The sequence below is a fragment of the Corallococcus sp. CA054B genome, from assembly GCF_003611625.1.
In the GTDB taxonomy this organism is placed as follows: Bacteria; Myxococcota; Myxococcia; order Myxococcales; family Myxococcaceae; genus Corallococcus; species Corallococcus coralloides.
Window position 1 is genome coordinate 1 of sequence record NZ_RAVY01000236.1, and the last position, 13,692, is coordinate 13,692.

11 protein-coding genes are annotated in these 13,692 nt (G+C 71.0%); 9 read left to right on the top strand and 2 right to left on the bottom strand.

Going from position 1 to position 13,692, the window contains the following annotated elements; genetic code table 11:
* Positions 1-215: 215 nt before the first annotated feature.
* The 8 genes from D7V80_RS35975 to D7V80_RS36010 are packed head-to-tail and all read left to right on the top strand — an operon-like array spanning position 216 to position 7,446.
* Positions 216-716: an SUF system Fe-S cluster assembly regulator gene (locus D7V80_RS35975; protein ID WP_120592395.1), complete on the top strand. Its 501-nt coding sequence runs from the start codon at positions 216-218 to the stop codon at positions 714-716.
* Complete coding sequence (gene sufB, locus D7V80_RS35980; protein ID WP_120592396.1) at positions 713-2,152, top strand: Fe-S cluster assembly protein SufB; 1,440 nt, start codon at positions 713-715, stop codon at positions 2,150-2,152. The genes D7V80_RS35975 and sufB overlap by 4 nt, the downstream gene beginning before the upstream one ends.
* On the top strand, positions 2,152-2,934 hold the full coding sequence (sufC, locus tag D7V80_RS35985; RefSeq protein ID WP_120592397.1) for a Fe-S cluster assembly ATPase SufC: 783 nt from the start codon (positions 2,152-2,154) through the stop codon (positions 2,932-2,934). The genes sufB and sufC overlap by 1 nt, the downstream gene beginning before the upstream one ends.
* Complete coding sequence (gene sufD, locus D7V80_RS35990) at positions 2,931-4,241, top strand: Fe-S cluster assembly protein SufD (protein ID WP_120592398.1); 1,311 nt, start codon at positions 2,931-2,933, stop codon at positions 4,239-4,241. Before sufC ends, sufD begins: the two co-directional genes overlap by 4 nt.
* On the top strand, positions 4,238-5,467 hold the full coding sequence (locus D7V80_RS35995; RefSeq protein WP_014393961.1) for a cysteine desulfurase: 1,230 nt from the start codon (positions 4,238-4,240) through the stop codon (positions 5,465-5,467). Before sufD ends, D7V80_RS35995 begins: the two co-directional genes overlap by 4 nt.
* Positions 5,464-5,916: a Fe-S cluster assembly sulfur transfer protein SufU gene (sufU, locus tag D7V80_RS36000; RefSeq protein ID WP_014393962.1), complete on the top strand. Its 453-nt coding sequence runs from the start codon at positions 5,464-5,466 to the stop codon at positions 5,914-5,916. The genes D7V80_RS35995 and sufU overlap by 4 nt, the downstream gene beginning before the upstream one ends.
* A 9-nt stretch (positions 5,917-5,925) precedes the next feature.
* Positions 5,926-6,477 carry a putative Fe-S cluster assembly protein SufT gene (gene sufT / locus D7V80_RS36005; protein WP_014393963.1) on the top strand — a complete coding sequence of 184 codons (552 nt, stop codon included), beginning with the start codon at positions 5,926-5,928 and terminating at the stop codon, positions 6,475-6,477.
* A 33-nt stretch (positions 6,478-6,510) separates the two neighbouring features.
* Positions 6,511-7,446 (top strand): hypothetical protein, encoded by a 936-nt coding sequence (locus D7V80_RS36010; protein WP_120592399.1) that lies wholly within the window; start codon positions 6,511-6,513, stop codon positions 7,444-7,446.
* Here the strand turns inward: D7V80_RS36010 and D7V80_RS36015 are convergent.
* Positions 7,443-8,108, bottom strand: coding sequence for a type 1 glutamine amidotransferase domain-containing protein (locus tag D7V80_RS36015; protein ID WP_120592400.1), 666 nt, complete (start codon positions 8,106-8,108; stop codon positions 7,443-7,445). The two genes, D7V80_RS36010 and D7V80_RS36015, sit on opposite strands and share 4 nt — an antisense overlap.
* A 217-nt stretch (positions 8,109-8,325) precedes the next feature.
* On the opposite strand from D7V80_RS36015, the gene D7V80_RS36020 reads away from it, so the two are divergent.
* Positions 8,326-9,651: an isoaspartyl peptidase/L-asparaginase family protein gene (locus tag D7V80_RS36020; RefSeq protein ID WP_233585978.1), complete on the top strand. Its 1,326-nt coding sequence runs from the start codon at positions 8,326-8,328 to the stop codon at positions 9,649-9,651.
* Between the two features lie 60 nt (positions 9,652-9,711).
* On the opposite strand, the gene D7V80_RS36025 is transcribed toward D7V80_RS36020, so the two are convergent.
* Positions 9,712-13,488, bottom strand: coding sequence for a tetratricopeptide repeat protein (locus tag D7V80_RS36025; RefSeq protein WP_120592401.1), 3,777 nt, complete (start codon positions 13,486-13,488; stop codon positions 9,712-9,714).
* Positions 13,489-13,692: the final 204 nt, after the last annotated feature.

Consider the following 13,692-nt stretch of genomic DNA (forward strand, 5'->3'; position numbering starts at 1 on the left):
AGGGGACGGCGCATCGGTGGGGCTCCTCGGGGGGAGACGGACTCAAAAAGCGGACGGCTCCACCCTAGCTTGCCCGGTGGAGTGCGGCGAACCCGCACCCGACGTGCCGGGCAGGGAAGCGCTCTGGATTTGAATGTGGACTGAACAGGTCCACATTACATAAGAGGCCGTCGCGGGCATCGGGCCCGCGGACAGCCTTGAGGAGACACTCCCACATGCTCCGGATGAGCAAGATGACCGACTACGGCATCGTGCTGATGACCGAGCTGGCGCGCGCGGACGGGGAAACCCGCACCACGCGAGAGCTGGCGGCGCGCACGCATGTTGCCCTTCCGTCCGCGAGCAAGGTCCTGAAGGGCCTGTTGCAGGCGGGTCTGGTGGTGTCGCACCGGGGGGCGAACGGCGGCTACGGCCTGTCGCGTCCGGCGGAGGCCATCTCGCTGGCGGAGCTGGTGTCCGCGCTGGAGGGGCCGGTGTCCCTCACGGAGTGTGGCCAGCACCAGGGCAAGCCCGCCGGCCCCTGTGAGCTGGAGTCCGTCTGTCAGGTGCGCGGCCACTGGCGCCTGATCAACCAGGCCATCCAGGAGGCGCTGGGGAAGCTGACGCTCGCGGACCTGCGCGCGCCCGCGCCCCGCATGCCGGAGCGGCTGGTGGGCCTGGGCCTGCCGGCGTCCGTCAGCGCTCCTCCTCCTTCCGCTACGGGAGTCCGTTCATGAGCAGCACCGAAACCATCCAGGAGCTCACCCGCAAGGGCTACCAGGCGGGCTTCGTCACCCAGGTGGAGGCGGACACGCTGCCGCCCGGCCTGGACGAGGACGTCATCCGCGTCCTGTCCGCGAAGAAGAACGAGCCGGCCTTCATGCTGGAGTGGCGCCTGAAGGCGTACCGCCACTGGCTCACGCTGAAGGAGCCCTCGTGGCAGGCGGCGAAGTACCACCCCATCGACTACCAGGCCATCCGCTACTACTCGGCGCCGAAGCAGAAGCCGAAGAAGGACAGCCTGTCGGAGGTCGACCCGGAAATCCTCCGCACCTACGAGAAGCTGGGCATCCCGCTGGAGGAGCAGAAGCGGCTGCAGAACGTCGCGGTGGATGCCGTCTTCGACTCCGTGTCGGTGGCCACCACGTTCCGGGAGAAGCTCTACAAGGCGGGCGTCATCTTCTGCTCGTTCTCCGAAGCGGTGCGTGAGCACCCGGAGCTGGTGGAGCGCTACCTGGGCACGGTGGTGCCCTTCTCCGACAACTTCTTCGCGGCGCTCAACTCCGCGGTCTTCAGCGACGGCTCGTTCTGCTACGTGCCCAAGGGCGTGAAGTGCCCCATGGAGCTGTCCACGTACTTCCGCATCAACGCGGCGGACACGGGCCAGTTCGAGCGCACGCTGCTCATCGCGGACGAAGGCGCCTCCGTGAGCTACCTGGAGGGCTGCACCGCGCCCATGCGCGACACCAACCAGCTGCACGCGGCGGTGGTGGAGCTGGTGGCGCTGGACGGCGCGTCCATCAAGTACAGCACGGTGCAGAACTGGTACCCGGGCGACGCGGAAGGCAAGGGCGGCATCTACAACTTCGTCACCAAGCGCGGCATCGCGCACCAGCGCGCCAAGATTTCGTGGACCCAGGTGGAGACGGGCTCGGCGATTACGTGGAAGTACCCCAGCGTCATCCTCAAGGGGGATGACTCGGTGGGCGAGTTCTACTCGGTGGCGCTCACCAACCACCGGCAGCAGGCGGACACGGGCACGAAGATGGTCCACATCGGGAAGAACACCCGGTCCACCATCGTGTCCAAGGGCATCTCCGCGGGCCGCGGGCAGAACACGTACCGGGGCCTGGTGAAGATGCTCAAGAGCGCGGCGAACGCACGCAACTACACGCAATGCGATTCGCTGCTGTTGGGTGACGAGTGCGGCGCCCACACGCTGCCGTACATCGAGGTGAAGAACGCGACCGCGCAGGTGGAGCACGAGGCTTCCACGTCGAAGATTGGCGAGGACCAGCTCTTCTACTGCCGGCAGCGCGGCATCTCGCAGGAGGACGCGGTGTCGATGATCGTGAACGGCTTCTGCCGGCAGGTCTTCAAGGAGCTGCCCATGGAGTTCGCCGTGGAGGCGCAGAAGCTCTTGGGCGTGAGCCTGGAAGGGAGCGTGGGGTGATGGCGTCGTTGTTGAGCATCCAGGACCTGCATGCCCGCGTGGGCGGCAAGGACATCCTCAAGGGCATCAACCTGGAAGTGGGTGCCGGTGAAGTGCACGCCATCATGGGGCCCAATGGCTCCGGCAAGAGCACGCTCGCGGGCGTGCTGGCGGGGCGTGAGACGTACGAAGTGACGAAGGGCACCGTCTTGTTCGACGGCAAGGACCTGCTGGGCACGCCGCCGGAGGAGCGCGCGAAGGCGGGCGTGTTCCTGGGGTTCCAGTACCCGGTGGAGATTCCCGGCGTGGGCAACCTGCACTTCCTGCGCACGGCGCTCAACGCGCAGCGCCGCGCCAGGGGCGAGGAGGAACTGGACGCGATGGACTTCCTCTCCCTGGCCAAGGAGAAGGCGAAGCTCGTTCAGATGGACGCGGCGTTCATGAACCGCTCCGTGAACGAGGGCTTCTCCGGCGGAGAGAAGAAGCGCAACGAGATCTTCCAGATGGCGGTGCTCCAGCCCCGGCTGGCGCTGCTGGATGAGACGGACTCGGGCCTGGACATCGATGCGCTGCGCATCGTGGCGGGCGGGGTGAACGGGCTGCGCTCGAAGGACCGGGCGATGGTGGTCATCACCCACTACCAGCGGCTCCTGGACTACATCGTGCCGGACCACGTGCACGTGATGGCGGCGGGCCGCATCGTGCGCTCGGGTGGACGCGAGCTGGCGCTGGAGCTGGAGGAGAAGGGCTACGGCTGGATTGGCGGGGAGGGGGCCGGCAAGGCGAAGGAGGCTCGGCCATGAGCGCGTCCCACTACGTGGACGTGGCCCGGGCCTTCCAGGCGCGCGCGGACGCCCCTTCGTGGCTCCAGGCGCTGCGTGAGGAGGGGTTGAGCCAGTTCCAGTCGCGCGGCCTGCCCACGTCCAAGGACGAGGAGTGGAAGTACACGCCTGTCGCCACGCTGTCGTCGCATCCGTTCCAGCCCGTGCGGGACGTGTCCGCGGGCGAGGACGTGGCGCGGGCGGTGGAGCGGCTGGCGCTGCCCGGTCCCCGGCTCGTGTTCGTGGATGGGAGATTCGTGCCGGCGCTGTCGGTGCTCGCCGGCCTGCCGCGCGGCGTGGTGCTCAAGCCGCTGTCGCAGGCGCTGCGCGAGGACGGGGCGCTGTTGCAGGAGACGCTGGGCCAGCGTGCCCGGCCGTCGGCGCATGCCTTCACGTCGCTCAACGCGGCGCTGTTGGAAGAGGGCGCGCTGCTCACGCTCGCGCCCCGGGCCTTGAGCGAGGTGCCGGTGCAGCTGCTGTTCCTCGCGCGTGGCGGTGATGGGCCGGTGCTGGCCAGCCCGCGCATCGTCGTGGTGGCGGGCGAGGGCAGCGAGGCCACGCTGGTGGAGACGTACGCGGGCCTGGGCTCGGGCGCGACGTTCACCAACGCGGTGACGGAGGTGTCGCTGGGGGACAACGCCAGCCTGCGCCACTTCAAGCTCCAGGCGGAGGGTGACACCGCGCTGCACCTGGGCGGGCTGTATTCGCGGCAGGGTCGCGACAGCCGCTTCCAGTCGCATGCGTTCTCCTTCGGTGGAGCGCTGGCTCGCAACGAAGTGCACGCGGCCTTCGCGGGCGAGGGCGGCGAGTGCGTGCTCAACGGCCTGTTCGTGGGCCGGGGCACGCAGCACCTGGACAACCGCACGGACCTGGACCACGCGATGCCGCACTGCTCCAGCCGCGAGCTCTACAAGGGCGTGCTGGACGACCGCGCGCGCGGCACCTTCCACGGGAAGATCCGCGTGCGCGAGGACGCGCAGAAGACGGACGCCAGCCAGCAGAGCCGCAACCTGCTGCTCTCCGAGGGCGCGCAGGTGGACGCCCGGCCGCAGCTGGAGATCTTCGCGGACGACGTGAAGTGCGCCCACGGCACGGCGGTGGGCCGGTTGGATGACAACGCGCTGTTCTACCTGCGCTCGCGCGGCATCCCGAAGGTGGATGCGGAGCGGATGCTGACGCAGGCCTTCGCCAGTGAGCTGGTGCGCGCGGTGCCGGAGGGTCCGGTGCGCGCGCGGGTGGAGGCGTTGCTCGCGGAGAAGCTGCCGGGGACGGCGGAGGTGATGGGATGAGCGGGCCTGGATTCGACCTCGCGCGGGTGCGCGCGGACTTCCCCATCCTCCGGCAGGAGGTGCGGGGCCGGCCGCTGGTGTACCTGGACAGCGCCGCCACGGGGCAGAAGCCGCAGGCGGTGCTGGACGCCATCACGCGCTACTACACGCACGACAACGCGAACGTGCACCGCGGCGTGCACATCCTCTCCGAGCGCGCCACGCAGGCCTTCGAGGACGCGCGCGAGACGGTGCGCCGCTTCATCCACGCGAAGGACGTGCGCGAGGTCATCTTCGTGCGCGGCACCACGGAGGCCATCAACCTGGTGGCCGCCACCTACGGCCGCAAGCACGTGGGCCCGGGCGACGAGGTGCTCATCTCCGCCATGGAGCACCACTCCAACATCGTGCCCTGGCAGATGGTGTGCGACGCGGCGGGCGCGAAGCTGCGAGTCATCCCGGTGGACGAGCGCGGTGAGCTGCGCATGGACACCGTGGACGCGCTGCTCACGGAGAAGACGCGCCTCCTGGCGATTACGCACGTGTCCAACGCGCTGGGCTCCGTCAATCCCATCAAGGAGCTGGTGGCGAAGGCGCACGCGAAGAACATCCCGGTGCTGGTGGACGGGGCGCAGTCGGTGACGCACTTCCCGGTGGACGTGCAGGACCTGGGCTGTGACTTCTACGCCTTCAGCGGGCACAAGCTCTTCGGGCCCACGGGCATCGGCGTGCTGTACGGCAAGCTGTCCATGCTGGAGTCGCTGCCGCCGTACCAGGGCGGCGGGGACATGATCCTCTCCGTGACGATGGAGAAGACCGTCTACAACCGCGTGCCGCACCGCTTCGAGGCGGGCACGCCGGACATGGCGGGCGCGGTGGGGCTGGCCGCGGCCATCCGCTACCTGGAGGCCGTGGGCATGCAGAACGTGTCCCAGCACGACCAGTGGCTGCTCGCGTACGCGACGGACGCGCTCCAGTCGATTCCGGGGCTCAAGCTGGTGGGCACGGCGCCGCACAAGACGGGCGTGCTGTCCTTCACGCTGGAGGACGTCCACCCGCACGACGTGGGCACCATCCTGGACCAGGAGGGCATCTGCATCCGCACCGGGCATCACTGCGCCCAGCCGCTGATGCAGCGCTTCGGGGTGGCGGCCACGGCGCGAGCGTCGCTGGCGCTCTACAACACGCGTGAGGACGTGGACGCGCTGGTGAAGGGCCTGCACAAGGTGAAGGAGGTGTTCGCGTGAGCTCGGACCTCAAGGACCTGTACCAGGAGGTGGTGCTGGAGCACTCCAAGCGCCCGCGCAACTTCCGGGTGGTGGAGGGCGCCACCTGCGCGGCGGAGGGCTACAACCCGCTGTGCGGCGACCAGCTCTCCGTGACGCTCAAGCTGGAGGACGGCGTCATCCGCGACATCGGCTTCCAGGGCCAGGGGTGCGCCATCTCCAAGGCGTCCGCGTCGCTGATGACGGGCGCGGTGAAGGACAAGACGCGGGAAGAGGCACAGGCCCTCTTCGAGCGCGTGCACACGCTGGTGACCGAAGGGCCGGACAAGGTGGACGTGGAGTCGCTGGGCAAGCTCGCGGTGCTGTCGGGCGTGAGCGAGTTCCCGGCCCGGGTGAAGTGCGCGAGCCTGGCGTGGCACACGCTGAACGCGGCGCTGGACGGCCGCTCCACGTCGGTGTCGACGGAGTAGGGAGGGGTCATGCGAGGCGCGATGACGGTCATCGAGCGCGACGTGGACGCGATGCTCATCCCCAGCGGGGACAGGGTGTTGCTGCCGGCGGGCTCGGAGTTGACGGTGGTGCAGACGCTGGGCGGCAACGTCACGGTGCAGGACCCGTACGGCCAGCTGTTCCGCATCGACGAGAAGAACGCGGACGTGCTGGGTGAGGAGTACGCCGCCAAGGCGAAGACGCCCGATGAGAGCGTCACGCCCGGCGAGTTCCACGAGGAGCAGGTCTGGGAGCAGCTCCGCACGGTCTACGACCCGGAGATCCCGGTGAACATCGTGGAGCTGGGGCTGGTGTACACGTGCAAGGCCACGCCGCTGGACGAGGGCGGTCAGCGCGTGGACATCGAGATGACGCTGACGGCGCCCGGCTGTGGCATGGGGCAGGTGCTGGTGGAGGACGTGCGCTCCAAGGTGTCCGCGCTGCCCGGCGTGAAGGAGGCGAACGTGGAGCTCGTCTGGGAGCCGCAGTGGGACCAGAGCCGCATGTCGGACGTGGCGCGGCTCCAGCTGGGCTGGATGTGAAATCCCCGGACGGGTGCTCTAGGGTGCCCGCTCATGATGACCGTCCTGGGGGGACTCCTGTGGGTGCTCGCGGCCACGCCCGTCGCGAAGCCGCAGGGGGAGATGGACGCGGCCCTGAAGGCCGTGAAGACGGGCGACGCGAAGACGCGCAAGGACGCCTACGCCACGCTGTGGAAGCGGGGCGTGCGCGTGTCGATTCCGCGGGCCGCCAAAGGCGCTGAGTCCTCGGAGCCTTTCGCCTTGAAGGGGACTGGGGGGCTCGCCTGTCCACGCCCGCTCTGGGCCCTGTGGAGCCGCTCCTCCGATGAGGGCAATGGCGGAAGCACCGAACGGGAGGTCATTGCGTTCTCGCGGGACAGGGACTCGCTGCCCCTGGCATCGGACGTGGTGGACCTGCCTCCCAACGCTCCCGCGATCCTCCTGCGCGAGTCAGGCTGGGAGAGCACGCGAGGCTGCGACGTGGGTGGCTTCGCGGATCCGAGCAACAAGGGCTTCGAGCGGCACCCCGCCGTGCGCAAGGCAATCCAGGCGTGTTGCGCCGGGAAGCAGGGCTGCCTCGAAGAGGGCTGGACGCAGGACGAGGACTGCTCCAACCAGACCCTCGATGCGATGAACCAGGCCCGCGAGCAACACCGCGCCTCGGCAGCGAACATCCTCACCACGCGGCTGCGGCAGTGTCTTCCCGCGAAGGACAAGGTCGGCCCCGGGCAGGACCCGTGCGCGCTGGCGGACAGCCCCCGGTGCACCCGTTACCAGCAGTGCCTGCGGAAGGTGTCCGATGATTCCCTTGTGCGGGGCACCGACGCGCTCAACGCGGAACTGGCGCTGTGGCTGGAGGCGGACATTGGCGCCTGCGTGGCGAGGAACCGCCAGGGCAGCGCCTGCACCCTCATCGTCGTGGACCCATGCCAGGGGCGCGTGGGCTATCGCTGCTCGGACGAAGTCATCCGGGAACTCCAGGTTCCCTAGACCAGGGCTTTGCGGCCGCGGGCGACCAGGCCCAGCGTGGCCGCGGCGGCGAGCCCTCCCGCGAGCCACCGGGGCCAGCGCGGCGCGGCTTCCGTGGTAGCGCGACGGGCGATGGCGGGCGACATGCGCTCCGCGAAGAGCTCCACCATGGCGTGCTCGAAGGCGAGCAGGTCGTGCGGCCCCCGGCTGGACACCCAGTTGCCGTCACGCACCACGGGCTCGTCCGTCCAGTGCGCGCCCGCGTTCTCCATGTCGTTGCGGATGCCCGGCCAGGACGTCAGGTGGCGGCCCTCCAGCAGCCCCGCCGACGCGAGCAGCCACGGCCCGTGGCAGATGACCGCGATGGGCTGGTCCAAGAGGTCCGCGTCCTTCACGAAGTCCAAGGCCAGGGCGCTCTGCCGGAGGAAGTCCGGGTTCATGAAGCCGCCGGGCAGGAGCAGCGCGTCGAAGTCCGCGGCCTTCACGTCGCGCAGCGTCGCGTCCACGCGCACCTTGCGGCCGGGCACCAGCAGGTTCATGCCCCGGATACGGCCCTTGTGAAGGGAGACAATGGTGACGTGCGCGCCCTCGCGCTCCAGGCGCTTCACCGGCCGCGTCAGCTCCACCTGCTCGAAGCCATCCGCCGCCAGCACGGCCACCTTCATCCCCTTCAGCTTCTTCATTGCCCCGTCCTCCCGATGTCCTGATGTCTGGGCATGCCCTACAACCCGAACCTGCACGGTGGTCATGCCCTTCCGGGAGGGGAAGCGGAGGGCAGGCGGACAGGCAGGCGCCCGGGGTGACGCCTTCTCGCTGACTGGTGCGGCGCGGCATGCGGCGGCGCTGGACGCTTTGGGGGAACGGCTCTACGACAGGTGTTCCCTTCTGGAGGCGCACGGCATGTCCCCCTCGTTCCCTTCCCGGATGCACCGCGGCCTGCTCGCCGGCACCGCGCTGCTGCTGGCCCCGCTGGGCTGCGCCACGACGTCACAGGCGGGCGCCGCGCGTGACGAGGCGGCCCTGCGCACGGACGAGCCGCCGCGCGTGAAGCCGAAGTGGGGGCTGGTCATCCACGGCGGCGCGGGCGTCATCTCGCGCGAGAATCTGACTCCGGAGCGCGAGGCCGCGATGCGCGCCGCGCTCACCGAAGCGCTCCAGGCGGGGCACGCGGTTCTGGCGAAGGGCGGCCGCAGCATGGACGCGGTGACGGCGGCCATCCGCGTGCTGGAGGACTCGCCGTACTTCAACGCCGGCAAGGGCTCGGTGTTCAACCACGACGGGGTGAACGAACTGGATGCGGCGGTGATGGACGGCAAGACGCGCATGGCTGGCGCGGTGGCTGGTGTCCATCACATCCAGAACCCCATCGACCTGGCGCGGCTGGTGATGGAGAAGTCGCCGCACGTGATGATGGTGGGCGACGGGGCGGAGGCCTTCGCGAAGTCGCAGGGCATGCCCCTGGTGGACGCGAAGTACTTCTACACGGAGGAGCGCTGGCAGGGCCTCCAGCGCGCGCTGGAGCAGGAGAAGGCGAAGGGGGCACCGCCCGCGGAACAGGGGCAGCCGTCCACGCAAGGCCAGTCGCCCGGACAACCCTCCGCGCCGGGCCAGCCGCCTGCGTCGGCGCAGCCCCCGGCGCCGGGCCAGCCGCCTGCGCAAGGCGCGACGCCCGGACAGCCGGTGACGCCCGTGCAGCCGCCTGCGTCGGCGCAGCCCCCTGCGCCGCAGCCGGGCCAGCCCGCGACACCCGCGCAGCCGCAGCCCGGTTCATCACTGACGCCGGGCGTGGACCCCATCACGGGGGACCACAAGTTCGGCACGGTGGGCGCGGTGGCGTTGGACATGGACGGCAACCTCGCGGCGGGCACGTCCACGGGCGGCATGACCAACAAGCGCTTCGGCCGGGTGGGGGACGCGCCCATCATCGGCGCTGGCACCTACGCGGATGAACGCTGCGCCGTCTCCGCCACGGGCCACGGCGAGTTCTTCATCCGCTACACGGTGGCGCGCGACATCTGCGCCCGCGTCGAGTACCAGGACCTGCCGCTTCCGGAGGCCGCCAACTACGTCGTCCACGACGTGCTGGTGAAGGCCGGCGGCGAGGGTGGCGTCATCGCCATGGACCGCCAGGGCCACGTGGCCATGCCCTTCAACTCCAGCGGCATGTACCGCGGCTACATCGGCCAGGACGGAACGCCCACCGTGGCCATCTTCCAGCAACCCTAGGCATGCGGCCGGACCCCGCTCCGCGCACCACTGACGGGTGCGCGGAAGCGGCGCGAAGGACTACTGCTTCACGAGGAACAGCTCGCGCACCTGGAGCAGGTCCACGTCACCGGCGAAGCCGGAGAACTTCTCGTACTCCGCCGGCGTGATGCGGGCGCGGGGCAGGTTGAACGACTCGGAGATGGTGAGCGTGCGCCCGTCCTGCTTCTCCGACCGGGTGAAGTGGCCGAACTGGCTGTCCACCTTCAGGCCCGTCTGCGGGTCGCTGAGCTTCCAGCCCTGGGGCAGGGTGACCGCGACGTTCGTGCGGCTGGCCTCCGTGTCGTCGATGTAGAGCGGCGTGGTGCGCGTGGACAGCTGCACGTAGCGCCGGCCCAGCAGGGCGGGGAAGGTGAGGGGGCCCAGCGCCATGCGGCTGTCGCCCTCCATGCGCCCGAAGCGCGGCACGGTGAACGCGTAGCGCAGCACGAAGGGCGCGCCCACCACCTCCTGGTGCTCCAGCTTCACGGACGACAGCTCCGCGCCGCCGAAGTAGCGCGCCACCGCGCCCTGCAGCGCCTGGTTGCGGCTCTCCGCGGAGAGCTGCTCGAAGGCCTCGGCGATTTGAGCGGCCTCGAAGCCGGAGTAGGTCTCCTCGCCCTGGCCCTTGAGGCTGCCGTCGGCGCCCAGCTCCAGCGTGAGCTTCACGTCCTTGCCCGCGCGCGGCTTGAGCGGCGGCGTCTTCACCTTCTGCAGGGGCTTGCCGGGCTCCGGCAGGAGGTACGCCTCGCGCTCGCCCATGGCCGTCTCCGGCAGCTCGCCGAAGGGGCCGTAGCGCACGGACGTGTCCAGCCACACCGGCTGCTCCCCCGGCACCTCCACGCGCAGCGCCGCGTAGGGCAAGAGCGCGTCCGCCGGGAAGAGGTACGGCGCGGGGTCGGTGTTGAAGGTGCGGATGGCGGCGACGCGCGACGGAATGCCCAGCGTCTCCAGGCCCGCCTTCATCACGGTGAGCCGGCTGCCGCGGTCCTGCGCCACGGTGGAGGCCGCGGACTGCGCCAGGCTCGCGTCGCGGCCGGAGAAGCGCTTCATCACCGCGGCGTGCAGCGCCTTCACCGCCTCCAGGCCCTTCTTGCCCTCCGTGGCCTGGCGCGCGAACGCCTCCACCTCCGAGGTGCGGATCCACCGGTCCTGGAACGCGTCGCCGTACACGCGCGCCAGCCCGTCGTTGCCCGTCTCGCCCGCGCCCACCATCACGAAGGGCAGGTACTCGTTGCCGGAGGGCGGCGAATCCGGCTCCGGGATGAACGGCGGCACGCGGCGCGCGTCGTAGTGGAACACCTCCACGTCGCCCTTCACCTCCGGCGGCGGCGCCTTCATGCCGTGCGCGTCCACCTTCATGCCCGTGCCCTTGGGCGCGACCACGGTGTACGTGCTCCACGCGTTCGGCTGGTTGGCGATCTGGAAGTAGAACGCGGATGCGGTGAAGCCCGGCTGCGCGGGGCCGCGGTCGCTCTCAGGAAGCAGGTACTCCACCTCCACGGAGTCACCGACCTGCACGCCGGGCAGGCTCATGGTGTCCTTGCCCTCGATGTTCTCCGGCTCCAGCACGCGGCCGTCCGCCTTGAGCGTGCGCAGCGCCAGCACCTGGGCGCCGCGGGGGATGTTCACCTCCGCGATCTCCTGCACGCCGGACTGCTCCAGCGCCTTCTGGATGGTGTGGATGCGGTTGACGAGCGAGCCGTCCGGGTAGACCTGTACCGCCGCCGCGTCCAGCACGTACGCCGCCGCGCTGCCGCCCGTCACGGGCGCCGCCTCGTAGGCCTTCAGCGCCTCCTTGCCGTCGATGGCGTACGCAGCCAGCAGCTCCTTGCCCGTCTTCGCGCGCTCCACCGCGCGGCGCAGCGCCAGGTCCGTGCCGTCAAGCTTCAGCGCCTGCTCGCGCAGCTTCAGCGCCTCCGCACCCTGGCCCGCGTACTCGCGCACGTCCGCCAGCCGCTTGAGGATCTCCGCGTTGCGCGGCCACACGGTGGCCAGCGTCTGGAGCACCTTCGCCGCGTCGTCGTAGCGGCGCTGGCTCACGTAGACGCTGGAGAGCGCCGCGGCGGTGGTGAGGTTGTCCGGGTCCTGCGCGAGCAGCCGCGTGTAGCCCTTCGCCGCGCCGTCCAGGTCGCCGCGCGTGCGCAGGTGGTCCACCCGCCGCGCGTCCGCGCCGGGGCAGCCCTCCTGGGCCTTCACCAGTTCGTCCGTGCGGGCCACCGCGTCGCGCCGGCGCGCCAGCGAGTACTGCAGCCCCAGCGCCTCGCACAGGCCCGGCTGGGCCTCCAGCGCCGAGGCCAGGGCCACCTCCGCCTGTGCGTCCACGTCCAGCGCCAGCGCGGCGCGGGCCAGGAGGATGTGCACCGGGAAGCCCGCGGGATTCACCGCGTCGCGCGCCGTCTTCAGGGTGTCCAGCGCCGTGGCCGGCTGGCCGTCATCCAGGAAGAGGTCCGCGCGCAAGAGCAGCGCGGCCACGTTGCCCGGGTCCTTCGCCAGCGCCGCCTCCAGGTCGCGCGTGGCCCGGCCTCGCGCCACCTTGGACGGGATGCCGCGGTCCTGCGCGGCCTGCTCCGCGCGCAGGGTGAGCAGCGCGGGCGTCGTCGCCTCCAGCTTCGCCATCAGCCGGTGCGTGCCGTCCAGGTCGCGCGCCAGGGCGTCGCGCACCGCGAGGAAGGTGCTCAGCGTCTCGCCGGCCTCGCCCTGGAGCGCCTGGGCCAGGTCCTCCGCGCCCGGGTACAGGTCCGGGACCTCCACCTCGCCCGGGGCGCTCGCGTTCCAGCGCGGCGCGGGCCCGGTGGCGGCGGTGAGGCGCACGCCGGAGGGGCTTCCGTCCGCCTTCGCCAGCGCGAAGGAGAGGCCGCCCTGCGTGTTGTCGCGGGACATCTTCACCACGAAGCGGTGCTTGCCGGCGGGGAGCTCCAGCGCGCGCACGCTCACCGTGGACGCGGTGCGCGCCCAGTCGCGGCGCTCCAGCACGGGGGCGCCGTCCATCAGCACGCGGTGCGACGTCTGGCTCACCGTGCGCAGCAGGTACACGCCGGCCTGCGCCACCTCCGCGTCGATGCCCAGCGCGTACATGTCCCCGTGGCCGGGCTCGCCGCCCAGGTCCAGCCGGCCGTCCGGCGAGCGCAGCGTGCGCGCCGTCAGCGGGCCGTACGCGCCCGTGAAGGGGCCCGCGAAGGAGCCGTCCTTCTCCGGCGCGATGGGCTCGTCGATGGCCAGCACGTGGAAGGGGGAGAAGGGGCCCACCAGCGTGGCCTCGCTCGCGCCGCCCAGGTCCTGGAGCGTCTGGGCCTGGGTGGCCGTGTCCGCGCGCAGGCTCGCGACGGACAGGCGCGCGGCGCGCAGCAGGTAGGCCGTCTCGCCCCGGGCGCCCGCGGCGAGTCCCGCGTCCACGCCCTTGAGGATGTTGTCGTCCTCCGCGCGGGAGGTGCCCACGCGGTCCAGCACGTAGCGCGCGGCGATGACGGCCACCGGGTGGCGGGGCGCGCGCTTCACCAGTTCCAGCGACGCGGCGAGCGCGCGGTCGGACTGGCCATTGCGCCGGGCCAGCAGCGCCTGGCCCTGCAGGGCGTACGGGTCGCCCGGGTCCTTCTGCACGGCGGCGTCGAAGCGCTGCTGCGCGAGCTTCGCGTCACCCGCGACGAGGTACGCGTGGAAGCCCGCGAACGCGAGCGTGCGCGCCTCCACGTCACCCTGGCCGGCCCGCTCTGCGGCGGTTTCGAGCACGTGGGGCGCGACGACGGAGGAGGGCCGGGGGCAGCCGGTGAGGCCGGCGACGAGGGCGAGCGCGGTCAGGCCGCTGCGGAAGGTGCGCATAGGGGAGCCGAGGGATAATGCAATCCCCCCGGAGAGGCCATATTCCCCTTGAGGCACGTGTCCGGGGCCGACCCCGGCCGCTCCCCTAGCGACGCTTCGGGGCGGGCTTGGCGGGGGCCGGCTTGGCCGGCGGGCGCTTGACCGGGGGCGGCGGCGGGGCGGGCTTCTTGGCCACCACCGCCTTCGCCGGGACCGTGTTGGCGG

Bases quoted from the DNA above. Each gene is read 5' to 3' on its own strand.
- D7V80_RS35975 (WP_120592395.1), top strand. From the start codon at position 216: ATGCTCCGGATGAGCAAGATGACCGACTACGGCATCGTGCTGATGACC.
- sufB (WP_120592396.1), top strand. From the start codon at position 713: ATGAGCAGCACCGAAACCATCCAGGAGCTCACCCGCAAGGGCTACCAG.
- sufC (WP_120592397.1), top strand. From the start codon at position 2,152: ATGGCGTCGTTGTTGAGCATCCAGGACCTGCATGCCCGCGTGGGCGGC.
- sufD (WP_120592398.1), top strand. From the start codon at position 2,931: ATGAGCGCGTCCCACTACGTGGACGTGGCCCGGGCCTTCCAGGCGCGC.
- D7V80_RS35995 (WP_014393961.1), top strand. From the start codon at position 4,238: ATGAGCGGGCCTGGATTCGACCTCGCGCGGGTGCGCGCGGACTTCCCC.
- sufT (WP_014393963.1), top strand. From the start codon at position 5,926: ATGCGAGGCGCGATGACGGTCATCGAGCGCGACGTGGACGCGATGCTC.
- D7V80_RS36010 (WP_120592399.1), top strand. From the start codon at position 6,511: ATGATGACCGTCCTGGGGGGACTCCTGTGGGTGCTCGCGGCCACGCCC.
- D7V80_RS36015 (WP_120592400.1), bottom strand. From the start codon at position 8,108: ATGAAGAAGCTGAAGGGGATGAAGGTGGCCGTGCTGGCGGCGGATGGC.
- D7V80_RS36020 (WP_233585978.1), top strand. From the start codon at position 8,326: ATGTCCCCCTCGTTCCCTTCCCGGATGCACCGCGGCCTGCTCGCCGGC.
- D7V80_RS36025 (WP_120592401.1), bottom strand. From the start codon at position 13,488: ATGCGCACCTTCCGCAGCGGCCTGACCGCGCTCGCCCTCGTCGCCGGC.